At 72.7% G+C, this 22,059-nt stretch carries 17 protein-coding genes; 9 read left to right on the top strand and 8 right to left on the bottom strand.

Annotated elements, in window-relative coordinates; translation table 11 throughout:
* Window positions 1–345: 345 nt before the first annotated feature.
* On the top strand, window positions 346–6,111 hold the full coding sequence (locus ACP7BI_RS10625; RefSeq protein WP_425845985.1) for a peroxidase family protein: 5,766 nt from the start codon (window positions 346–348) through the stop codon (window positions 6,109–6,111).
* A 59-nt stretch (window positions 6,112–6,170) separates the two neighbouring features.
* Here ACP7BI_RS10625 and ACP7BI_RS10620 read toward each other — a convergent pair whose 3' ends face one another.
* Entirely contained in the window at window positions 6,171–8,210 is a 2,040-nt protein-coding gene (locus ACP7BI_RS10620) for a M3 family metallopeptidase (protein WP_425845982.1), read from the bottom strand.
* A gap of 51 nt (window positions 8,211–8,261) precedes the next feature.
* Between ACP7BI_RS10620 and ACP7BI_RS10615 the strand changes: the two genes are divergently transcribed.
* A complete protein-coding gene (locus ACP7BI_RS10615) occupies window positions 8,262–9,053 on the top strand; it encodes a methyltransferase domain-containing protein (protein ID WP_425845980.1) in 792 nt (263 codons plus the stop codon).
* A gap of 145 nt (window positions 9,054–9,198) precedes the next feature.
* Window positions 9,199–9,804, top strand: a complete 606-nt coding sequence (locus tag ACP7BI_RS10610; RefSeq protein WP_425845979.1) for a helix-turn-helix domain-containing protein — start codon at window positions 9,199–9,201, stop codon at window positions 9,802–9,804.
* A gap of 200 nt (window positions 9,805–10,004) precedes the next feature.
* Here ACP7BI_RS10610 and ACP7BI_RS10605 read toward each other — a convergent pair whose 3' ends face one another.
* From ACP7BI_RS10605 to ACP7BI_RS10595, 3 genes are all read right to left on the bottom strand, one after another.
* Window positions 10,005–10,235, bottom strand: coding sequence for a hypothetical protein (locus ACP7BI_RS10605; RefSeq protein ID WP_425845976.1), 231 nt, complete (start codon window positions 10,233–10,235; stop codon window positions 10,005–10,007).
* Window positions 10,235–12,808, bottom strand: coding sequence for a valine--tRNA ligase (gene valS, locus ACP7BI_RS10600; protein WP_425845974.1), 2,574 nt, complete (start codon window positions 12,806–12,808; stop codon window positions 10,235–10,237). The genes ACP7BI_RS10605 and valS overlap by 1 nt, the downstream gene beginning before the upstream one ends.
* A 104-nt stretch (window positions 12,809–12,912) precedes the next feature.
* Window positions 12,913–13,086: a hypothetical protein gene (locus ACP7BI_RS10595; RefSeq protein WP_425845971.1), complete on the bottom strand. Its 174-nt coding sequence runs from the start codon at window positions 13,084–13,086 to the stop codon at window positions 12,913–12,915.
* A gap of 50 nt (window positions 13,087–13,136) precedes the next feature.
* Between ACP7BI_RS10595 and ACP7BI_RS10590 the strand changes: the two genes are divergently transcribed.
* Window positions 13,137–13,922, top strand: coding sequence for a fructosamine kinase family protein (locus ACP7BI_RS10590; RefSeq protein ID WP_425845969.1), 786 nt, complete (start codon window positions 13,137–13,139; stop codon window positions 13,920–13,922).
* 7 nt (window positions 13,923–13,929) lie between these two features.
* Here ACP7BI_RS10590 and ACP7BI_RS10585 read toward each other — a convergent pair whose 3' ends face one another.
* Both ACP7BI_RS10585 and ACP7BI_RS10580 read right to left on the bottom strand, forming a co-directional pair.
* Window positions 13,930–14,547 carry an IMPACT family protein gene (locus ACP7BI_RS10585; RefSeq protein WP_425845968.1) on the bottom strand — a complete coding sequence of 206 codons (618 nt, stop codon included), beginning with the start codon at window positions 14,545–14,547 and terminating at the stop codon, window positions 13,930–13,932.
* Window positions 14,548–14,689: 142 nt separating this feature from the next.
* A complete protein-coding gene (locus ACP7BI_RS10580; RefSeq protein ID WP_425845965.1) occupies window positions 14,690–16,048 on the bottom strand; it encodes an MFS transporter in 1,359 nt (452 codons plus the stop codon).
* Between the two features lie 76 nt (window positions 16,049–16,124).
* On the opposite strand from ACP7BI_RS10580, the gene ACP7BI_RS10575 reads away from it, so the two are divergent.
* The gene (locus ACP7BI_RS10575) at window positions 16,125–16,772 is read left to right on the top strand and encodes a TetR/AcrR family transcriptional regulator (protein ID WP_425845964.1); all 648 of its coding nucleotides are present in this window, start codon (window positions 16,125–16,127) and stop codon (window positions 16,770–16,772) included.
* Between the two features lie 47 nt (window positions 16,773–16,819).
* Window positions 16,820–17,692 carry a hypothetical protein gene (locus ACP7BI_RS10570; RefSeq protein WP_425845962.1) on the top strand — a complete coding sequence of 291 codons (873 nt, stop codon included), beginning with the start codon at window positions 16,820–16,822 and terminating at the stop codon, window positions 17,690–17,692.
* Here the strand turns inward: ACP7BI_RS10570 and ACP7BI_RS10565 are convergent.
* Together ACP7BI_RS10565 and ACP7BI_RS10560 are read right to left on the bottom strand one after the other, a co-directional pair.
* Complete coding sequence (locus ACP7BI_RS10565; protein WP_425845960.1) at window positions 17,689–18,558, bottom strand: aminotransferase class IV; 870 nt, start codon at window positions 18,556–18,558, stop codon at window positions 17,689–17,691. The genes ACP7BI_RS10570 and ACP7BI_RS10565 overlap by 4 nt on opposite strands.
* A gap of 33 nt (window positions 18,559–18,591) precedes the next feature.
* Window positions 18,592–19,071, bottom strand: coding sequence for a hypothetical protein (locus ACP7BI_RS10560; RefSeq protein ID WP_425845958.1), 480 nt, complete (start codon window positions 19,069–19,071; stop codon window positions 18,592–18,594).
* A gap of 116 nt (window positions 19,072–19,187) precedes the next feature.
* Here ACP7BI_RS10560 and ACP7BI_RS10555 point away from each other — a divergent pair, with 116 nt between their 5' ends.
* The 3 genes from ACP7BI_RS10555 to ACP7BI_RS10545 are packed head-to-tail and all read left to right on the top strand — an operon-like array spanning window position 19,188 to window position 21,933.
* Entirely contained in the window at window positions 19,188–20,411 is a 1,224-nt protein-coding gene (locus tag ACP7BI_RS10555; protein WP_425845955.1) for a histidine kinase, read from the top strand.
* A complete protein-coding gene (locus ACP7BI_RS10550) occupies window positions 20,399–21,088 on the top strand; it encodes a LuxR C-terminal-related transcriptional regulator (RefSeq protein WP_425845954.1) in 690 nt (229 codons plus the stop codon). Before ACP7BI_RS10555 ends, ACP7BI_RS10550 begins: the two co-directional genes overlap by 13 nt.
* Window positions 21,085–21,933 (top strand): hypothetical protein, encoded by an 849-nt coding sequence (locus ACP7BI_RS10545; RefSeq protein WP_425845951.1) that lies wholly within the window; start codon window positions 21,085–21,087, stop codon window positions 21,931–21,933. The genes ACP7BI_RS10550 and ACP7BI_RS10545 overlap by 4 nt, the downstream gene beginning before the upstream one ends.
* Window positions 21,934–22,059: the final 126 nt, after the last annotated feature.

The following is a 22,059-nucleotide window of genomic DNA, read 5'->3' as shown; positions in this document are numbered from 1 at the left end:
GCCTCGGCGCGCGGGTGACGCTGTTCTGCAACGGCGTGCGATGCATGTTCTAGAACGCTTTGTAAACGGCGTTCACTTAGGGTCGACCGACGATCGGCTCAGTGTGCCGCGAGCGAGGGGTACAGATCGGCGTACCCCGGGGGCTGGGTGCGAATGTCCTCAGGAGGGCTGAAGCGTCTGTGTATTGAGCCATATCCAGCCACGAATCACCCTTGACGGTGACCGAAGCAAGCACAGCTCACCGACTCGCGCAGCGCGCGGGCCGAGCCGCGGCGAAGGTGTCGCGGTCGACGTGGGCGACAGCCCGGCGGGAGTCCTCCGTCGGGCAGAGCAAGAGGAGCCACCGTGCACGCGCCCGCCCCCAGCAGCCCGCCGCCACGATCTCGCCACCTCGGTGAGAAGCTGCGGCGCAACTCGATCGCCCTCCTGTCGGCGTTCGCGATAGCCGTCCCCGTCGCCGTGGTCGCGACACCGAGCCCCGCACTCGCCGTCACCGATGAGACCCCGTCGTTCGTCTTGAACCAGAACGATCTCGAGTTCATCCTGCGGCAGATCCAGATCTCCGAGGCGCACGCCGCCGACGAGCTCGACCCGTCGAACTACACGCTGCTCTGCGCGAGCGCGCAGGACGCGACCGGCACGTGCGTGCCGGACGTCGCCCGGCCCGCGGGCGTGCGCACCGTCGATGGCTCGTACAACAACCTGCGGGTCAACCAGGCCCACTACGGCAGCGCCGACAACGCGTTCCCGCGCCTGCTCGACCCGATCTGGCTCGAGGCCGAGACGGTGCCGCCGGGAGCTCCGCCGAACACCGCCGGCCAGAGCGCGGTCTGCGGGGCGACGAGCCCGACGGGCCAGACCTGCTACGCGCAGACCGAGGGCTTCGTCTACGACAGCGAGCCGCGCGTGATCAGCAACCTCATCGTCGACCAGACGACGTCGAACCCCGCGATCGTCAACCAGATCGAGGCCGGCACGGCGACCCTCATCGAGGGCACCGACATGGCGAGCACCCCGAACACGGCGCCGGACGAAGGACTGTCGGCGCCGTTCAACACGTTCATGGGCTTCTTCGGGCAGTTCTTCGACCACGGCCTCGACCTCGTGGACAAGGGCGGCCACGGCACGCTCATCGTGCCGCTCGAGGGGGACGACCCGCTCTACGACCCGTCGTCGCACTCGAACTTCCTCGTGCTGACGCGAGCGGACCGCATCGAGGACGCGAACGGCAACCCGACGACGGAGCACACGAACCTCACGACCCCGTTCGTCGACCAGAACCAGACGTACGCGTCCCACCCCTCGCACCAGGTGTTCCTGCGCCAGTACGACGCCGACGGCGACGCGACCGGGCACCTGCTCGAGGGCGTCGGCGGCGGCATGGGCACGTGGGCCGACCTCAAGCGGCAGTCGAACCAGATCCTCGGCATCGGGCTGACCGACGCCGACCTGCTCGACGTGCCCCAGGTGCTCGTCGACCCCTACGGCAACTACGTCCCGGGCCCCGCCCGGGGGCTGCCGCAGCTCATCGTCTCGTCCGGCCCGAACGTGCAGGACGTGACGTTCGTCGAAGGCGACCCGGCAGCGCCGGTCTCGACGACGAACGCCCTCTCGACGAACCACGCGTTCCTCGACGACATCGCGCACGGCGCCACGCCGCTGTTCGACGCCGCGGGCAACCTCGTGCCGATCCAGTTCGACGAGAACGGCGACATCATCGACCCGGGCATCCCGCTGTTCGACGCGGGCGGCGCTCCGGTGAGCGATCCGAGCCTCACGGGCTACGACGCGGCGCGCCTCGGCGAGCACTTCGTCGCCGGCGACGGTCGCGTCAACGAGAACATCGGCCTGACCGCGGTGCACGCGATCTTCCACGCGGAGCACAACCGCATGGTGGGGCAGATCGAGGCGCTGCTGAACGGCGACCCGAGCACGGAGCTGCTGCGCAACGACCAGACGATGGCCGACCCGACGCTCCTCGCGGAGTTCGCGAAGGCCTTCCGCGGCGAGGCGCACAGCTACCCCTCGGCGAAGCCCGAGGAGACGCTGCCCGGTCCGCAGGCGGACGACTGGTCATACCAGGAGCGGCTCTTCCAGGCCGCGAAGTTCGCCACCGAGATGCAGTACCAGCACATCGTCTTCGAGGAGTTCGCGCGGACGATCGCTCCGACGATCGATGCCGTCGTGTTCAACGAGAACAGCTACAACCCCGCGATCGACCCGGCGATCATGGCCGAGTTCGCGCACGTCGTCTACCGCTTCGGGCACTCGATGATGACGGAGGAGATCGGGCGGGAGGACGCCGGAGGGACCACGGGTCTCACCGATGTGCCGCTGCTCGAAGGCTTCCTGAACCCCGAGCGGTACGACATGAACGGCACGCTGACGCCGGAGCAGGCGGCAGGATCGCTCATCAACGGCATGACGGGACGCGTCGGCAGCCAGATCGACGAGCACGTCACCGACACGCTGCGCAACAACCTGCTCGGCCTGCCGCTCGACCTCGCGACGATCAACCTGCTCCGCGGTCGCGACGTCGGCATCCCGCCGCTGCAGGATGCCCGCGCGGCGTTCTTCGCCGCGACGGGCGACTCTGCGCTCGAGCCGTACAGCGACTGGGTCGACTTCGGCCTCGGCCTGAAGAACGGCAACAACTTCGGTCGCGGCGGCAGCAATGCGTCGCTCGTGAACTTCGTCGCCGCGTACGGCACGCACCCGACGATCCTCGCGGCGACGACCGTCGACGAGCGCCGGGCCGCGGCCGCGATGCTCGTGAACGGCGCCCCGGTCGGCAGCGAGTTCATCTCCCGGTTCCCGGGCGCGAACCGCTTCCACACCGCCGCGCTCTTCTCCGAGCGGCACTACCCGGCGGGGGCAGAGGTCGTCTACGTCACGAACGGCTTCAACTTCCCGGATGCCCTCTCGGCCGGAGCGCTCGGCGCACCGATCCTGCTCGTCCCCAACGACGGCGCCGGCGCGCTGCCGCAGGAGACGCACGCAGAGCTGCAGCGCCTCTCGCCCCAGCGGATCGTCGTCCTCGGCGACACCAACTCGGTGAACGCCAACACGGTGATCTCGCTCAACGCGATCTCCGCCACCGACGCCCCGGTCACCCGGATCGCCGGCGCGGACCGCTACGCCACGTCCGCAGCGATCGCGCGGACCTTCACGGGACCGGTGAACCGGGTCTTCGTCGCGAACGGGCAGAACTTCCCCGACGCGCTCGCAGGCTCGGCCGTCGCCGCTCGTGACGGCTCGCCGATGCTGCTCGTCACCCCGGGGTCGATCCCCGCGGTCATCGCCGCCGAGCTCGATCGGCTCGACCCGGCCGAGATCGTCGTCCTCGGAGGCACGCCCTCGGTGAGCCCCGTGGTCGCGTCGCAGCTGCAGGCGTACACGACCGGCTCCGTCACGCGACTGGGCGGCGCGAGCAGGTACGAGACGGCCATCCAGATCAGTCAGCAGTTCTTCCCGACGGGCGCGAACCGCGTGTACGTCACGACCGGTGAGAACTTCCCCGACGCGGTCACCGCAGCGCCCGGCGCAGGCCTCAACGGCTCGCCGATCCTGCTGATGCCGCCGACCGGGATGACGCCGGCGATCCGTGCGGAGATCGAGCGGCTGTCGCCGACCGAGCTCTTCATCCTCGGTGACACGAACTCGATCAGCGCCGCGACGGAGCTCAACCTGGCGGCGCTCGCACCGACGCCGGTCACGGCGCCGGCGGACCGCCTCGACTTCATGAACGGCACGGGCAGCTGGGGCAACGCGGGTGGCTCGACCACCACGGGCCTCGAGTCGGTGGAGTTCTGGGTCGGCGGCCTCGCTGAGCGGCTCGACGCCTTCGGCGGCATGCTGGGCTCGACGTTCAACTACGTCTTCGAGACGCAGCTCGAGCAGCTGCAGTTCGGCGACCGGTTCTACTACCTGTTCCGCAACCAGGGCGAGCAGCTGTTCGCCGCGCTCGAGGGCAACTCGTTCTCGGACCTCATCCAGCGCAACTCCGATGCGTCGAACCTGCCGGCGAACATCTTCGCTCTGCAGGACCCGATCATCGACCTCGACGCACTGCCGAACCCGCTTCCCGCGGGCCTGCTGCAGGGCACCGATGGCAGCTGGCGCTGGTCGGGCGACGAGCACGTGGAGATGCACGGCACCGCGAACCGCGATCACATGATCGGCGACGAGGGCGACGACTCGCTGTGGGGCTACGAGGGCGACGACCGCATCGAGGGCGGGTCGGGCAACGACTCGCTCATCGGCGGACCCGGCCACGACATCATCACCGACTCGTTCGGCGATGACACCATCCACGGTGACCAGGGCAACGACGCGATCCACGTCGGTCCCGGTGCCGACCTCGCGCTCGGCGGCCTCGGCGACGACTTCGTCGTCAACGGCGGGGGCGACGCGTCGACGTTCTTCCTCGGGATGGGCGACGACATCATCCGCGGCACCTCCGGCCGCACGACCGTCTTCGGCGGCGAGCAGCACGACTGGATCGAGGGCAGCTCGCACGCCGACCTCCTCCAGGGCGACAATGCCGACCAGTTCCAGAACGACACGCTGGGCGGCAACGACGTCGTGATCGGCGGCCTCGGCAACGACGACGTCGAGGGCGAGGGCGGCGACGACATCCTGGTCGGCGCAGCCGTCGGCACCGATCGCCACCTCGGCAACATCGGCTTCGACTGGCTGACCTACTACGGGCAGTCGGGACCGGTCACGTCGGACTGGCAGTTCACTCGCACCTTCGAGCCGAACAACCCGCTCCCGTCGCGATTCGACCAGATGGAGGCCCTCTCGGGTGGTGCCGGTTCCGACACCCTCCGCGGACCGCTCGTGGCACCGGATGACATCGCGCCGAGCGAGATCCCGCTGCACAAGGCGACGCAGGCGAGCCTCGATCTGATCGATGGGCTCGAGGCGCTGCTGCGGCCGGCCGGGGCTGCGTACGACTACGCGGCGCCGTTCATGCGGGACACGCCCCCGATCGATGCCGACGGCCTCAGCATGATCATCATGGGCGGCCCCGGCGACGACACCATCGAGGGACGAGGCGGCAACGACTACCTCGACGGCGACGCGATGCTCCGGGTCCAGCTCCTCGACACCACGACTGGAGAGCGCTTCGACAGCGCGGCGCAGCTCCAGGCGCGGGTGTTCTCGGGAGCGCTCAACCCGGGCGACATCGACATCGTGCGTGACATCGTGATGGACCCCAACGCGGCGGCATCGTCCGACACGTCGGTGTACTCCAACCCGATGGCCGACTACACGGTGACGGCGCTGCCCGATGGCTACTGGCAGGTCGAGCACACCAACGTCGTCGAGGCGGAGGAGAGCGACGGCACGGATGTCATCCGCGGCTTCGAGCGACTCCAGTTCTCGGACGGGTGCGCGACGCTCAACGAGGCCGGCGACGGCTGGGATGCGTGCGCGCCGCTCGGGGCGGTCACCATGTCGACCGACGCTCCGGTGGAGGACGCGCAGATCACGGCGAGGCTCGTCGCGACGGACGGCGTCACGCCGCTCGACGCGAGCGAGTTCACCGGCATCGAGTTCATCTGGTGGGCCGGGGAGGGCGACTCGCCCGCGACGGTCAGCGAGTGGGAGGAGCTCGTGCGCACGGGTCCCGCGGCTGGATCGGGCGTCACCGCCCTGAGCAGCTACACGCCCGGCGACGCAGCTGTCAACCAGTTCATGCGAGTGACGGTGAACTTCACCGACAGCGCTGGGCTGCGGCACTCGGCGGCGTCGCCCGTCACGACGAGCGCGGTGGAGAACCGGAACGACCCCGCGGTCGGCCTGAGCCTCGCCTACACGGGATCCCCGGCGGGTCCGCCCGTCGCGACGCTCCTCAGGGCGACGCCCATCTCGGACGCCGACGGCGTGGAGGACGTCGTGTTCACCTACACGTGGACGCGATCGACCGACCCGGCGGTGCCGGACGGCTCGACGGTGCTCGGAGCGACGTCCGACACCTACACCACGACGGCGGCCGACGCCGGCTCCTACATCCGGGTGACGGTGACCTACACCGACAACCTCGGGACGGCGGAGACGGCGACGGCAGTGCTGGAGGCACCGGTGGTCGGAGCGACACCGTAGCCGCGTGAGACGGAGGGGCGCTGCACCGATCGGTGCAGCGCCCCTTCGCCGTGCCGGGACTACTCCGCGGCGTCGAGCCCGCGGCGCTTGAGCAGCGGCGCGATTTCCGCGTCGCGGCCGCGGAAGTCGCGGAACGCGGCGAGCGGGTCCTTCGAGCCGCCGACGCCGAGCAGACGCTCGCGGAACCGCTGCCCCGCCTCGCGGATCGACGGCTGCTGCTTGAACCACTCGACGGTGTCGGCGTCCATGACCTCCGACCAGATGTAGGAGTAGTAGCCGGCCGAGTAGCCGCCGGAGAAGACGTGCTGGAAGTAGCCGGTCGAGTAGCGGGTCGGCACGGTCTCGTTCAAGAGGCCCACGCGGTCGAGCGCGTCCTGCTCGAAGGCCGCGACATCCGTCACCTCATCGCCCGCGACGCGAGCGTGCCACGCCTGGTCGAGCAGCGCCGCCGCGAGGTACTCGCTCGTGTCGTGCCCCTGGTTGAACGACTCCGACGCCTGCAGCCGCTCGATGACGTCGGCGGGCAGCGGCTCATCGGTGTCGATGTGGCGCGCGTAGTGCTCGACGATGCCGGGCCACAGCATCCACATCTCGTTCACCTGGCTCGGGAACTCGACGAAGTCGCGGAAGACGTTCGTGCCGCCGAGCGACGGGTAGGTGACGTGCGCGAAGAGGCCGTGCAGCGCGTGCCCGAACTCGTGGAAGAGCGTCGTCGTCTCGTCGAAGGTCAGCAGCGTCGGCGTGCCGGCCGGCGGCTTCGGCACGTTGAGGTTGTTCATCACGACCGTCGGGTGGCCGAGCAGCTCGTTCTGCTGGATGAGCGAGTTCATCCACGCGCCGCCCCGCTTCGAGTCGCGCGTGTAGAGGTCGAGCAGGTAGAGGCCGAGCTCGGAGCCGCCCTCGTTCCGCACCTCGAAGACGCGCACGTCGGGGTGGTAGCCCACGAGGTCCGTCCGCTCCTCGAACGTGATGCCGTAGACCTGGGTCGCAGCGAAGAAGACGCCGTCGCGCAGCACGCGCTCGGCCTCGAAGTAGGGGCGCAGCGCCGCGGTGTCGACGTCGAAGCGCGCGGTGCGCTCCTTCTCCGTCCAGTAGTCCCAGTCCCACGCGGCGAGCTGGTAGCCGAGGCCCGCGGCGTCGATCTGCGCCTGCAGCGCCGCGGCCTCGGCGCGCGCGTTCGCGGCGGCGGGCTTCGCGAGCCGAGTGAGCATCGCCATGACGTTGTCGGGGCTGCCGGCGGTCTCGTCGGCGGTCACGGCGTGCGCGTGCGTCGCGAAGCCGAGCAGCGCCGCGCGCTCGGCGCGGAGGGCCGTGAGCTCGACGACCGTCTCGCGGTTGTCGTGCTCGTTGCCGCGCGTGCCGCGGGCGAGGGACGCCTCCATCACGCGGCGCCGGACGCCGCGGTCGGTGAGCGATGCGAGCCACGGGTGGCCCGAGAACAGCGGCAGGGTGATGAGCCACTTGCCGTCGAGCCCGCGGTCGGCAGCGGCGGCCGCAGCGGCCTGGATCTCGCCGTCGCTCAGCCCGTCGAGCTCTGCCGCGGAGTCGATCACGACCGCCAGGTCGTTCGTGTCGGCCTGCAGGTGCTTGTCGAAGCGCGTCGTGAGCGTCGCGATCCGCTGGTTGAGCTCCATGAGCCGTGCGCGAGCCGCCTCGTCGAGGCCGGCGCCCGCGACGGTCATCTCGGTGTGGCGCCGCTCGACGAGGTAGCGCTGCTCGTCCGTCCATGACGCATCCGGCGCCTCGTGCAGCGCCGCGACGCGCGCGTACAGGCGCGGGTCGAGCGTGATCGCGTCCTCGTGCGCGGCGAAGCGCGGCGCGAAGCGCTCCTCGAGCTCCTCGAGGAACGGGGTCGAGTCGGTCGAGGTCATGCTGAAGAAGACGTGCGCGACGCGCGAGAGGATCGCGCCGGAGCGCTCGAGCGGCTCCATCGTGTTCTCGAAGGTCGGCGCGGCGTCGTCCTCGACGATCGCGCGGACCTCCTCGAGCTGCTCGGCGAAGCCGGCCTCGAGCGCCTCCTCGAAGTGCTCGTCGCGGATGTCGGCGAACGGCGGCAGCTGGTACGGGAGCGCGCTGGGCGTCAGGAAGGGGTTGGTCATGTCACCACCCTAGAACCGGCCGAGACGCGCGCTTCGCCATAGAGTGTGCTCATGCCCCCGGCTACGTACACTCATGGTCACCACGCGAGCGTCGTCGGCGCGCACGCGGCTCGCACCGTCGAGAACTCGGCCGCCTACCTCGCGCCGATCCTCGAGCCGGGCATGCGCATCCTCGACGTCGGGTGCGGCCCGGGCTCCATCACGATCGACCTCGCGCGGCGGGTCGGCGACGCGGGCCACGTCGTCGGCATCGATGCGAGCGCCGAGGTCGTCGAGCACGCGCGGCGCGCGGCTGCCGATGCCGGCGTCGGCAACGTCGAGTTCCTGGTGGGGGATGCGTACGCGCCGCCGGGCGGGGAGTTCGAGATCGTGCACGCGCACCAGGTGCTGCAGCACCTGGGCGAGCCGGTGTCGGCGCTCGCCGCGTGGCGGCGCGTGGGCCGGGTCGTCGCGGCGCGCGACGTCATCTACTCGTCGACCGCCATGCATCCGCTCACGCCGGAGCTCGCGCGCTGGCGCGAGCTCGTCGTCTCGCTGCAGGCCGCGAACGGGGGCGACGGCGACGCCGGCGCGAAGCTCAAGGCGTGGGCCCGGGAGGCGGGCTTCTCGAGCATCGAGACCGACGTCGAGACGTGGTGCTTCGAGTCGGCCCGCGGTCGCGAGTTCTGGGGCGGGCAGTGGGCGGAGCGCGCCGTGCACTCCGCGTTCGCCGACGGCACCGAGCGGTTCGGCCTCGCGGACGCCGCCGAGCGGGAGCGCATCGCCGACGCGTGGCGCGCGTGGACCGCCGACGACGATGGCTGGATGGCCATGCTGCACGGCTGGATCATCGCCCGCGACTGACCTGCGCCGCGCTTCCCCGCCGCGCAAAGTACCGGCACTCTGCTGCCGCGCGGCATCTGCGGCCGCAGAGTGCCGGAACTCTGCGCCCGCTCGAGGTCTCTGACAACGGTTGCAAAGAAGGCTTTGCAAAGGGTAGTATGGAGCCATGCTCGACGCCGCCGTCGACGGTTCCGGCGGCGAGAGCGAGGCCCCGGCCGTCGATCTCGAATCCCTCAAGGCCCTCGCTCACCCGCTGCGCGTGCGCATCCTGCACGTGCTGACGACGCAGGGTCCGCAGACGTCGTCGTCGCTCGCTGCGACGCTCGGCGAGTCGACCGGCTCGACGAGCTACCACCTCCGGCAGCTCGAGGCGAAGGGCTTCATCGCTGAGGACGCGTCGATCGGCACCGGTCGTGAGCGCTGGTGGCGTCGAGCGATCGCACCCGTCGAGGTGTGGACGAAGGAGCTCGCCGACGCCCCGGAGGGCCGCGCCGCGACCGCGACGGTGCTCGGCGCGTGGACCCAGCACGACAGCGCGCTGCTCGCCGCCTACGTCGCGACGGGGGAGGAGCGCTACGAGGAGCCGATCCTCGACGCGTCCCGCCTCTCGAGCCGCTCGGTCTCGCTCCGCGCGAGCGAGCTGCACCGCTTGACGCGCGACGTCGAGCGCCTCATCGCCCTGCACCTCGACGAGGCCGCCGCAGACACCGGTGACGAGAGCGATCCCGTCCACCGCATCCAGATCCAGTTCAACGCCTTCCCGATCGACTGATCGGGAGACACACCACTCGAGGAGACACCCATGCCGAAGCGCGAAGACCACCCCGTGACCATGCCGATCGCCGTCATCAACGACTCGTTCGTGATGGCGCAGATCCTGACCCGGCCGATGCGCTGAGTCGATCCAGGACACTCCTGTGCAAGGGAGGAAGGCCCCCGGCAGCAGTTCAGCTGCCCGGGGGCCTTCGTATCTCACTCCTCGCGGCTGACGATCGCGTCGTCGCCCTCGAGCCGGATGGTCGTGCCGTCGTCGAGCTCGACGACCGGCAGGCCCTCGAGCCACGTGAGCGTCCAGCGCCACGACGCGGTGTCGGCGCCGAGCTCGACGAGCGTGCGCTCCTCCTCGTCGATCGCCGCGCGCATCGCGATCGGCACCGACTGCGGGGCCTCGCCGCCGACCGCCCAGCGGGTGCCGATCCGCATCACGCCTCCTCGAGCGCGATCTCGCTGACCGCGAGCTCCGCCGCCTCGACGAGCGAGAGGTCACGGATGCGTCCCACGGCCTTGAGGTCGTCGGTCGCGGCCTCGAGGTGCTCGCGCAGCGCAGCGGGGACGCCGATGACCGCGGACGCGACGGGCGTCTTCTGGCTCGCCTTCGCATCCGTCTTCGCCCGCCGGATGCCGATGAGCGCCTGGCCGACCGCCTGGAGCATGCCGGTCGGGGAGTGGTCGATGCCGAGCTCGTCGGCCTCGGGCCACGGCGCGACGTGGATCGAGCCCTCGTGCGACCACGACCAGACCTCCTCGGTCGCGAACGGCAGGAACGGCGCGAGCAGCCGCAGCTGCACGTCGATCGCGAGCCGCAGCGCGGCGATCGCCGAGCCGCGGCCGGGCTCGTCACCCGAGTAGGCGCGCTCCTTGACGAGCTCGAGGTAGTCGTCGCAGAACGTCCAGAAGAACGCCTCGGTCGACTCGAGCGCCTTCGCGTGGTCGTAGCCCTCGAACGCGCGCGTCGCGCCGCGCACGACGACGGCGAGCTCGGCGAGCATCTCGCGGTCGAGGCGCTCGGTGATCTCGCCCGGCTGCCCCTCCATCGAGAGCACGAACTTCGCGGCGTTGAGCACCTTCATCGCGAGGCGCCGGCCGATCTTGATCATCTTCGGGTTCTGCGGGTCGAGCGTCGCGTCGACGCCGAGCCGAGACGACGCGGCCCAGTAGCGCACGCCGTCGGAGCCGTGCTCCTCGAGCATGCCGAGCGGCGTGACGACGTTGCCCTTCGACTTCGACATCTTCTTGCGGTCGGGGTCGAGGATCCAGCCCGAGAGCGCGGCGTGCTGCCACGGGGCGCGGCCGTCCTCGAACATCGAGCGCAGCAGCGTCGAGAAGAGCCAGGTGCGGATGATGTCCTGGCCCTGCGGCCGCAGGTCGAAGGGCGTGATCTTCGACCACAGCTCTGCGCCGTCGGCCCAGCCGCCCGCGAGCTGCGGGGTGAGCGACGAGGTCGCCCACGTGTCCATGATGTCGACCTCGCCGACGAAGCCGCCCGGCTTGCCGCGCTGCGACTCGTCGAAGCCGTCGGGCACGTCGCTCGTCGGGTCGAGCGGCAGCTGCTCGGGGCGCGGCAGCAGCACGCGGTCGAAGTCGGTCTCGCCCTCCTCGTCGAGCGCGTACCAGACGGGGATCGGCACGCCGAAGAAGCGCTGGCGCGAGATGAGCCAGTCGCCGTTGAGGCCGTGCACCCAGTTCTCGTAGCGCGTGCGCATGTGCTCGGGGTGCCAGGCGATCTCGCGCCCGTGGGCGATGAGCCGCTCGCGCAGGGCCTCGTCGCGACCGCCGTTCTTGATGTACCACTGGCGGGTCGAGACGATCTCGAGCGGCTTGTCGCCCTTCTCGTAGAACTTCACCGGGTGCTGGATGGGCTTCGGGTCGCCGATCATGCGGCCGGCGGCCTGCAGCTGCTCGACGATGGCCTTGCGGGCGCTGAAGACGGTCTTGCCGGCGAGCTCGGCGTAGGCGGCCTGCGCCTCCTCGCTCGCGAGCGCCTCGGGCGCCTCGGCGGCGAAGCGGCCGTCGAAGCCGATCACCGAGCGGTTCGGCAGGTCGAGCTCGCGCCACCACGTGACATCGGTCACGTCGCCGAACGTGCAGATCATCGCGACGCCCGTGCCCTTGTCGCGCTGCGCGAGCTCGTGCGCGACGAACGGCACCACCACGCCGAACACCGGGGTCGACACGGTCGTGCCGAAGAGGTGCCGGTAGCGCTCGTCATCCGGATGCGCGACGACGGCCACGCAGGACGGCAGCAGCTCGGGGCGGCTCGTCTCGATCCGCAGGTCGCCGTCCTCGGAGGTGAAGAGCAGCGTGTGGTACGCCCCGGGCTGATCGCGGTCCTCGAGCTCGGCCTGGGCCACCGCGGTGCGGAACGTCACGTCCCACAGGGTCGGCGCATCCGCCTGGTACGCCTCGCCGCGCTCGAGGTTGCGCAGGAAGGCGAGCTGCGACGTGCGACGGGCGTCGTCGGAGATCGTGCGGTAGGTCTGCGACCAGTCGATCGAGAGGCCGAGCGTGCGCCAGAGGTGCTCGAACTTCTCCTCGTCCTCCTCCGTCAGCCGCTCGCACAGCTCGATGAAGTTGCGGCGCGAGACGGGCACCTGGTCGGCGGCCTTCGAGCTCTTGCCCTCGCCGCCCTCGAGCGGAGGCGTGAAGTCGGGGTCGTAGGGGAGCGTCGGGTCGACGCGCACGCCGTAGTAGTTCTGCACGCGGCGCTCGGTGGGGAGCCCGTTGTCGTCCCAGCCCATCGGGTAGAAGACGTGCTTGCCGCGCATGCGCTGGAAGCGGGCGACGAGGTCGGTGTGCGTGTAGGAGAACACGTGGCCGACGTGGAGCGAGCCGGATGCGGTGGGCGGCGGCGTGTCGATCGAGTAGATCGCGTCGCGCTCGAGCCCCGTCGCGTCGAAGCGATAGGTGCCGGAGGCCTCCCAGCGCTCGCCCCACTTCTCCTCGAGCCCCTCGAGGGCGGGGCGGTCGGGCATCCCGGAGGCGGGCATGGCGCTCATGGCGTCTCGCTTTCGCTGTGCGCGGCATCGCGTCTGGCCGCGCCCCGGGGCAGGGCGACGGCATGATGCCTGGTTGTGGTCCGCGCCAGTCTACGCGCGGGCGCTCACGCCTTCCGGCGCATCCGCCACTGCAGCACGGCGGTGACGGCGAAGAGCGCGGCGGCGATGAGGAAGAGCACACGCGGCAGCGTGTCGCTCTGCAGCAGGCCCGCGAGCGCGAAGAGCGCGGCGGCGGTGATGTAGAGCCAGAGGGGAGCGGGCTTGCGGGGAGCGGCCATGCCTCCACGCTAGCCCGGCGCGGCTCAGCGTCGCGTGGCATCGTGGGGGCATGGACGTCGTCAAGCGCGCGCCGGGGGGTGCCGACCACCGGCTCGCGATGGAGGCAGCCGGGCTCGCGTGGCTCGCCGAGGCTGAGCCGGACGGCGGCACGCGCATCGCCCGCGCCGGGCTCGACCGGGGCGCGCTGCGCGTCGCGCGCGTCGCTGGGGCGGCGCCCACGCCCGCGCGGGCCGAGGCGCTCGGCCGCAGCCTCGCGGCGCTGCACGCCTTCGGCGCCGCGTGGCACTGCTGCCCGCCGGCGGGCGCCGAGCCGCCGCTCGAGTGGGGTTCCTCTCGCGTGCCGCTCGCGCCCGAGCCGGTCGCCGACTCGTGGGGCGCGGCATGGGCCGAGACTGCCGTGCGGCCGGTGCTGCGGCGCTGCCTCGACGAGGGGCGATTGGATGCGTCCCAGGCGCGGGCGGTCGAGGCGGCGGTCGACCGCATGACCGCCGGCGACTTCGACGCGCCGCAGCCCGCCGGCGTCGGGCCGGTCGCGCGCATCCACGGCGACCTCTGGGCGGGGAACGTGCTGTGGTCGGACGTCGACACCGGCGCCGTGCTCATCGATCCGCACGCGCAGGGCGGGCACGCCGAGACGGATCTCGCGATGCTCGCCCTGTTCGGCCTGCCGCTGCTCGAGCGAGTGCTCGCCGCCTACGACGAGGCCGCGCCGCTCGCGGAGGGCTGGCGCGAGCGCATCCCGATGCAGCAGCTGCAGCCGCTGCTCGTGCACACGCTGCTGTTCGGCGGCGGCTACGCGCGGCAGCTGGTCGAGGTCGCGCGCTCGCTCGCGTGAGCGCCGCTCACGCCGGCACCTCGAGCACGCGCGCGCCTGCCGACGCGGCGGCGATGCCGAGCTGCGCGAGCAGCGCCTCCGTCTCGGCGCGCCGTGCGTCCTCGACGACGATCGCGAGCCGCGCGCCCGTCGCCTCGTAGTCGATCGTCGGTTCGTGGCCCGCGGCGCGGATCGCGTGCTCGAACCTCGGCGCGTCGGCGTGGGACAGCCGCGCGACGAGCTCGGTCGCGGCGACGCGCTCGAGCCTGCCGGCCGCGTCGAGCGCGTCGGCTGCGATGCCGCCGTAGGCGCGCACGAGCCCGCCGGTGCCGAGCTTCACGCCGCCGAACCAGCGCACGACGAGCACCGCGACATCGGTGAGGCCGCGACCGGCGATCGCGGAGAGGATCGGCGATCCTGCGGTGCCCGCCGGCTCGCCGTCGTCATTCGATCGGCTCGACTCGCCGTGCGGGCCCACGATCGCTGCGCTGCAGACGTGCCGCGAATCCGGATGGGCCCGTCGGGTGTCGCGCACGAGCGGCGCGAGCTCGTCGAGGCTCGCGATGCGGTGGGCCGTCGCGATGAAGCGCGAGCGAGCGATCTCGACCTCGGCGCTCGCGCCCCTCGCGATCGTCGGCTGCAGCACCTCACCATCCTCTCGCTCGCCCCGCCCGTCCCGTGCACAACGCAAGCCGGGCGGGCGGTCCGTGCGGCGGATCCGGGCAGGCTGCTCGATCCGCCGCTGCTCCCGCTCGACGGGCTTGCGTTGTGCACGGGGGCGTCGCGCCTCAGACCGGCGCGGGCGTCTCCTCGGGGACGGCCGCCTGCGCGGCGTCGGCGTCCTCGTCGCCGAGCCGACGCATCCGCCCCGCCATGATCGCGCCGACGAGCGTGAGCGCCGAGAGCGCTGCCAGCACGATGCCCGGGTGCCACCAGGCGCCGCCCGTGAGCACGCCGAGCTCGGTCGTGAGGTAGGGGATGAAGCCCGAGAGCACGGCCGCGAGCGCGTAGGCGACCGAGAGCGCCGAGTAGGCGTGGCGGCCGCGGAAGAGCTCCTGCATCGTGCCGCCGAGCGCGGCCCACGACGCGGTGGGCAGGATGCCGCCGACGATCATGAGCGCGACGAGCACGGCGAAGGTCGCGCTGCCGAGCAGCCAGTAGATGGGGAACGCGATGAGCAGCGTTCCCGCGGCGCCGAGCGCGACGACGCGCGCCGAGCCGATGCGGGTCGCGAGCCACCCGAAGGCCGGCACGGTGACGAACTGCAGGAGGCCGCCGATCGTCGCGGCGGCGAGCAGCTGCATCTCGTCGAAGCCGAGCGCCGTGACGCCGTAGCCCATCGTGTAGGTGTTCATGAGGGAGTAGGAGCCGATGCCGAGCAGCGCCACGAGGATCGCGACGCCGAACGCGCCCGGCTGCGTGCGGATCGCCGCCCACACGGGGTTGCGCTCGCGCTGCCCCTTCGCGGCGAGCTCCTTGAACACCGGCGTCTCGTCGATCGACCAGCGCAGGTAGAGCGAGACGGCGATGAGCGGGATGGCGATGAGGAACGGGATGCGCCAGCCCCAGGCCGCCATCGCCTCGGGCCCGAGCCCGAAGAACATCACGAGCATGAGGCCGCCCGCCGCGACTGACCCGATCGGCGAGCCGAGCTGCGGCAGCGACGCGAAGAACGGGCGGCGGCGCGCGTCGGCGTGCTCGGTCGCGAGCAGCACGGCGCCGCCCCACTCGCCGCCGAGCGAGAGGCCCTGCGCGATGCGCAGCACGACGAGCGCGATCGCGCCGAACAGCGCCCAGCCCTCGCCGGTCGGCAGCAGCCCGACGAGCCCGGTCGCGACGCCCATGAGGGCGATCGTGATGAGCAGCGTCGAGCGGCGGCCGATGCGGTCGCCGAGGTGGCCGAAGAGGATCGCACCGAGCGGGCGCACGACGAAGGCGATGCCGATCGTCGCGAACGAGGCCGCGAGCGCGCCGCCGTCGCCGAGCGCCGAGAAGAAGAAGGGGCCGGCGAAGAAGGCGGCGAAGTAGGAGTAGGTGTAGAAGTCGTACGATTCGAGCGCGGTGCCGACCGTCGCCGCGGTGGCGACGCGGGCGGAGCTGCTCGAGCGTGCGGGAGCGGCGCCCGAGGGCGCGGTGGTGGTGGTCACGGGATCTCCTCGCGAGGGCGCCGGAGCGGCGCGCATTGTCATACTGGGTGCAACAATAGCGCCGGGAGGGGATGTCATGGCGACGGATCGCACGCAGCGCCGAAGCAAGGGCCGGGGGCCCGGCCGCCCTCGAGCGTCGAGCGCGGCGACGATCCACGAGGCGGCGCTCGAGCTCTTCCTCGAGCGCGGCTACGGCGCGGTGAGCGTCGACGACATCGCCCGCCGCGCCGGCGTCTCGCGCGGCACCGTCTTCTCCTACTGCGAGTCCAAGGCGGATGCGCTGTGGGTCGCCCTCGACGCGGCCATCGCGAGGGCCGGTGAAGCGCTGGAGGCAGCGCAGGGGAACGGCTCCGGTCGTGAGCGCGGTGCGCTCGACGCGCTCGTGGAGGCGATCGCCGCGGCGGTCGAGCCGTGGGGGCGGACGCCGCCCGTCGCGCTCCGCGACGCGCGGGCGATGGACGCAGAGGTCGCGCTCCGCGACGGCGCTCCCGCGAGGCTGCAGCCGCTCGTCGAGCGCGCGGCGCTCGCCCTCGCGCTCGAGCGCGACGCGCTGCCCGAGTCGTCCGCGGCGGCCGTCGCGCCGGTCGCGATCGTCGCCGCGGCGTGCGCGGCGCTCGCGGCGTGGGCGCTCGAGCCAGGACGCCCCGACGCGTCCGCCGCCGTGCGCGCCGCGATCGAGCCGATCGCGGCGGCATCACGAATCCACAACGATCCGCGAGGCTGACCGCGCCGTCCCCCGCCCTCCCAGGCTCGCGGCTCATCATGGGGGACATGCGGCGCGGGCATCGGATCCTCACGGTCGCCGCTGCCGTGCTCATGAGCGCGGCGCTCGTCGGCTGCGGCGCAGCCGCCATGCCGAGCCCCACCGACCCCGGGCTCGAGGCCGACACCCCCGCGCCCGGCGTCGCGCCGCCCGACGCGCTCCCGGCCGTGGGCGGCCACGGGGGCGAAGCGCCCGGCGTGCGGCCGCGGCCGCACCAGCAGCGCGCGGATCCCGACGAGCCCGAGGCTGAACCCGCGCCGTCGCCGTCCGCCGAGCCCGCCCGGCCCACGCCGACCCCGACGGCCGCGCCCACCGCATCCGTCGCCCCGAGCCCCTCGCCGACGCCGCCGGCGGCCCCGCGTGCGCTCGTCGACATGCTCGTGGACGCCGGCTCGCTGCCCCCGCCGACGTGGACCGAAGGGACGTGGGCCGAGCTCGCGCCGCCCGGCTCCGTGCCGGTCGGCGAGGCGATCCCGCACGTGTCCGTCGCGCGCACGGCGAGCGCCGAGTGCGCTGCGGCCGCGGGCGCCGTCGACGGCGCTGCGAGCGAGGCCGCGATGGTCGCGCTCGCGACCGGCACCGAGCGGGGCGGCGCGTTCAACGTCGCGGTGCTGCGCTACCCGAGCGCTGCGGCCGCCGCCGACGGCACCGCGGCGCTCCGTGCGCTCGCCGCCGCCTGCGAGGGCACGGGCACCGAATCGGGCACCTTCGCGGCCCCGCCGCCCGCGCACGACGCGGCGGTCGCGCTCGAGTCCGACGATGCGGCGCTCGTCGTCGACGCCGCGGCCGTCGGCCGGCACGTCGTCGCGGTGCTGCACGAGCGCGCTCCGGCGGAAGCGGTCGCGACGCTCATCGCGGCGCAGGCCGAGCGGCTTCGCTAGACGTTCTCGCTCTCAGCGTCGAGCAGCCGCCGCACGGTCTCGTCGAGCGGCGAGCGCGGCAGCTCGGTGCCGTCGACGCTCGTCACCGCGGCGACGAGCCGGCCCGACGAGAGCAGCCACGCACCGTCGCTCGCGAGCAGGTCGGCGGGCTCGAGCCGCTCGAACGCGACCTCGATGCCGGCGCCCGGCGCTGCCGCCATGAGGTGCTCGAGCGTGAGAGAGGCCAGGATGCCGTCCTGCGGCGGCGTGAGGAGCCGCCCGCCGCGATCGACGACGAGCGTCGACGTCGGCCCCTCGAGCAGCTGCCCCGCGGGCGAGACGAAGACGACGTCGTCGAAGCCGCGCTGCGCCGCGTGCCGCTTCGCCGCCATGTTGATCGAGTACGACAGGCTCTTCGCGCCCGGCAGCAGCCACGGCATCGACGCGACCTCGTCGCCGTCGTGCCCGCGGCCGAGCAGCGTGATCGAGACGCCCTCGGCGCGCTCGCGCAGCACGCCGGCCGAGATGGGCGCCATGAGCGCGAACGCGGTCGGCTCGCCGCCCGACTCCGGGCCGCGCGTGAGCACGAGCCGGATGACCGCTTCGGGCTGCGCGTCGAAGTCCCACGCGGCGACGAGCGCGTCCATCGCCCGCCCGAAGCCCGCGCGGTCGGGCTCGGGCAGCTGCAGGATCGCCGCCGAGCGCGCGAGCCGGTCGAGGTGCGCGTCCCGGTCGCGCACGAAGCCCTCACCATCCGGGCCCCGGCGCGCGAGCGCGGCGTCGAAGACGCCGTCGCCGCGCACGACGCCGAGGTCGTCGGCGCGGATGAGCGGATGCGTGACGTCGGCGAGCGAGCCGTCGAGGAGCGCGAGCAGGGGAGCGGTCATGCGCTCAGCGTAGGGGCGTGCGCCGTACCGGCATCACGGCGTGCCGGCGCAGAACTCCTGCAGTGCGACGACCCGGTCGCCGAGCGCGGTGAGGGCCGTGCCGGCGCGCTCGATGCCTGCGGCGTCGCCCGAGGCGAGCGACTCCTGCGCGTCGGCGACGAGCGCATCCCACCCGGCCTGGATCTCGCCGATGCGCTCGAGCAGCGCCGGGTCGGTCACGCGCGTCTCGAGGTCGCCGACGCGCGTCGAGATGCTGCCGACGAGCGCGAGCGCGCCGAACGGGTCGGTCGCGAGCAGCTCGCCGACGCGAGAGATGTCCGTCGCGATCGCCGTCACCTCAGCGAGCACCTGCGCGCACTGCTGCGCCTGATCGCCGGGCGCGGGCTCGACGGTCGCGGGCGTCGTCGGCACAGGCGCGGGCGAGGGCGACGGCAGGATGCCGCAGCCTGCGACGAGCAGGGCGGCCGCGGCTGCGAGGCCTGCGGCGCCGAGGCGGATGCGGGAGGCGGTCATGCGGTGAGGGTACCGACGGCGGCTATGGCTGAGCCCGGCGCGCATGGGGGATAGCCCCCGCGAGGCTTCCGGGGAACCGCCGCGCGATCGCCTCCCCGCGCGCCTAGCGTGGAGCCATGCAACGCCTCGGCCCCCTCTTCGCGACGATCGCGCACCTCGTGGTGCTCGGCTCGATCGGCCTCCCGATCCTGGCCCTCCTCCTCACGTTCGTCGCGCTGGGCGCCGGGCTTCTGATCGTCGTCGTCGGCGTGCTCTTCCTCGCCCTCGCGCTGCTCGCGATGTTCGGCGTCGCGTGGTTCGAGCGCGAGCGCATCGCGGCGCTGTACGACGCGCCCGTGCCGCCGGCCGTGCTGCGCGGCTCGCACCGCACCGACTGGCTGCGCATCCCGCATCGGCTGCTCCGCATCGTGAGCGACGGCGCCCACTGGCGCGCGATCCTCAGCTTCGCGCTCGCGAGCCTCCTCGGCGCCTTCGTGCTGAGCCTGCTGCCGCTCGTCGGCCTCGGCATCCCGCTCGCCTTCGCGCCGCTCGGCGAGGCGGAGCGCGTGCGCATCCCGCTGACCTCGATCGCCGTGCCGGTCGAGTGGGCGCCCCTGCTCGGCATCCTCGCGCTCGCCGCGGGCGTCGCCGGCACCGTCGGACTCGCGATCGCCCACCGCGGCGTCGCGCTCGGTCTGCTCGTGCCTGACGAGCGCGCGCAGCTCGAGGCGAGGGCGCTCCACGAGCGCGAGCGCCGCCAGGGCGTCGTGCAGGCCGCCGACTACGACCGCACCCGCATCGAGCGCGACCTCCACGACGGCGTGCAGCCGCGGCTCGTCTCGATCGCGATGCAGCTCGGCATGGCGCGCGACCGCATCGAGACCGATCCCGAGGGCGCGAAGCGGCTCATCGACGAGGCGCACGCGTCGTCGAAGAACGCCGTGATCGAGCTCCGCCAGGTCGCCCGCGGCATCCACGTCGCCGTGCTCGACGACCGCGGCCTCGACGCCGCCGTCTCGGCGCTCGCCGCCCGCAGCGCCATCCCCGTCGAGGTCGACGCGCGGCTCGAGCGGCGCTGCTCGCGCGAGAGCGAGACCGCCGTGTACTTCGCGATCGCCGAGGGCATCACGAACGCCCAGAAGCACGCCCGCGCGAGCCGCATCCGGGTCTCGATCCGCACCCGCGAGCACGCGCTGTGGGCGCGCATCGAGGACGACGGCATCGGCGGCGCCGAGCGCCTCCCCGGGGGCGGCATCGACGGGCTCGCGAACCGCGTCGCCGGCGTCGGCGGCACCCTCACCCTCGCCAGTCCCGTCGGGGGCCCGACCGCGATCGAGGTGGACGTCCCGTGCGCATCCTGATCTGCGAGGACTCCGTCCTCCTGCGCGAGGGCATCGCGCGACTGCTGACGGATGCGGGCCACGAGGTGGTCGCGCAGCTGCCCGACGCGACCGCGCTCGAGGCCGCGATCCGCGCATCCGACCCCGACCTCGCGATCCTCGACGTGCGCATGCCGCCGACGCGCACGAACGAGGGCATCCTCGCCGCGATCGGCATCCGCAGCCGCGGCGACCGGCCGCGCGTGCTCGTGCTCTCGCAGTACGTCGAGGAGCGCTACGCCGCCGACCTCATCGCGAGCGGACCGGCCGGCTTCGGCTACCTGCTGAAGGACCGGGTCGCCGACGTGCGCGACTTCCTCGCCGCGATCGAGCAGGTCGCGCGCGGGGGCACGGTGCTCGACCCCGAGGTCGTCACGCAGCTGCTCGCGCGCCGCCGCCGCGATGCGCGCATGGAGCGGCTCACGCCGCGCGAGCGCCAGGTGCTCGCGCTCATGGCGGAGGGCGCCTCCAACCAGGCGATCGCCGACCGCCTCTACATCTCCGCCGGGAGTGTCGAGAAGCACATCTCCGCGGTCTTCCAGAAGCTCGAGCTCGACCCCGAGGACGGCAACCGCCGCGTGCTCGCCGTGCTCGCCCACCTCGACGCGCCCGGCTCCGACCAGGGCCGCCCGGACGACGCCCCAGGAGGCATCCGATGACCATCCCCACCACCAACCGCGCGGGCCGCGCGATCAGCATCGTGCTCGTGGTGCTCGGCGCGATCGCCGCCGTCTTCACCATCGGCGGCGGCGTCGCGGACGGCGTCGCCACCCACCGCGCGACCGACGGCACCTGGAGCGCCGACGCGGAGGGCGTCACCGAGCTGCGGCTCTCGACCTCGGCGGCCGACTTCGACGTCGTCTTCGCCGACGTCGACGAGGCGACGCTCGACGCGAGCTCGACGGGTGGCCCCGTGCAGCGGTGGACGCTCGAGCGCCAGGGCGATGCGCTCGTCGTCGGCACCGGCTGGCAGTGGGGCCCGTGGGGCGGGGGCTGGAGCGGCGGCTGGGGCTTCGGCTTCGGCGACCGGGGATTCGGCGAGGAGCAGGTGACGCTCACGCTGCCGGCCGAGCTCGAGCACGCCGGGCTGCACATCGTCGCCGACGTCTCCGCCGACAGCCTCGACGCCGCAGCTGACTGGGGCCGCGCCGAGCTCGACCTCAGCGCCGGCAGCGCCCAGCTGGGCGGCACCGCCGACGCGCTCGACGTGCACGTCTCGGCGGGCGAGGCGCGGCTCGCGATCGACTCGCCGCGCACGGTGCAGCTCGACGTGAGCGCGGGCCGCGTCGTCGGCGCCGTGACGGGCGAGCAGCCCGACGCGATCACCGCGACCGTGAGCGCGGGCGCGATCGAGCTCGCGATCCCCGACGGCGAGTACGCGGTGACGCAGGACGTCTCCGCCGGCAGCGCCGCGATCGACGTCGACGCCGACCGCCAGGCGGCCGCGACGATCGACGTCGAGGTGAGCGCGGGCAGCGTGACGCTGCGCGGCGAGTCGCGGTAGGATCATAGGCACACGCATCGATCCGGCCATCACCGGGGAGCGGTCGGCAGAACGGCGACGAGGCACCGTGAGGTGCAGCAGCGCTCAGTAGATCCGAACGGGGCAGGCCCGTCACAGCCGGAGGCC

Source organism: Agrococcus sp. TSP3-2-1 (assembly GCF_049897585.1).
Lineage (GTDB): Bacteria > Actinomycetota > Actinomycetes > Actinomycetales > Microbacteriaceae > Agrococcus.
Note: the sequence above shows the minus strand (reverse complement) of the source record. Positions and strands in the feature narration are given on the sequence as shown.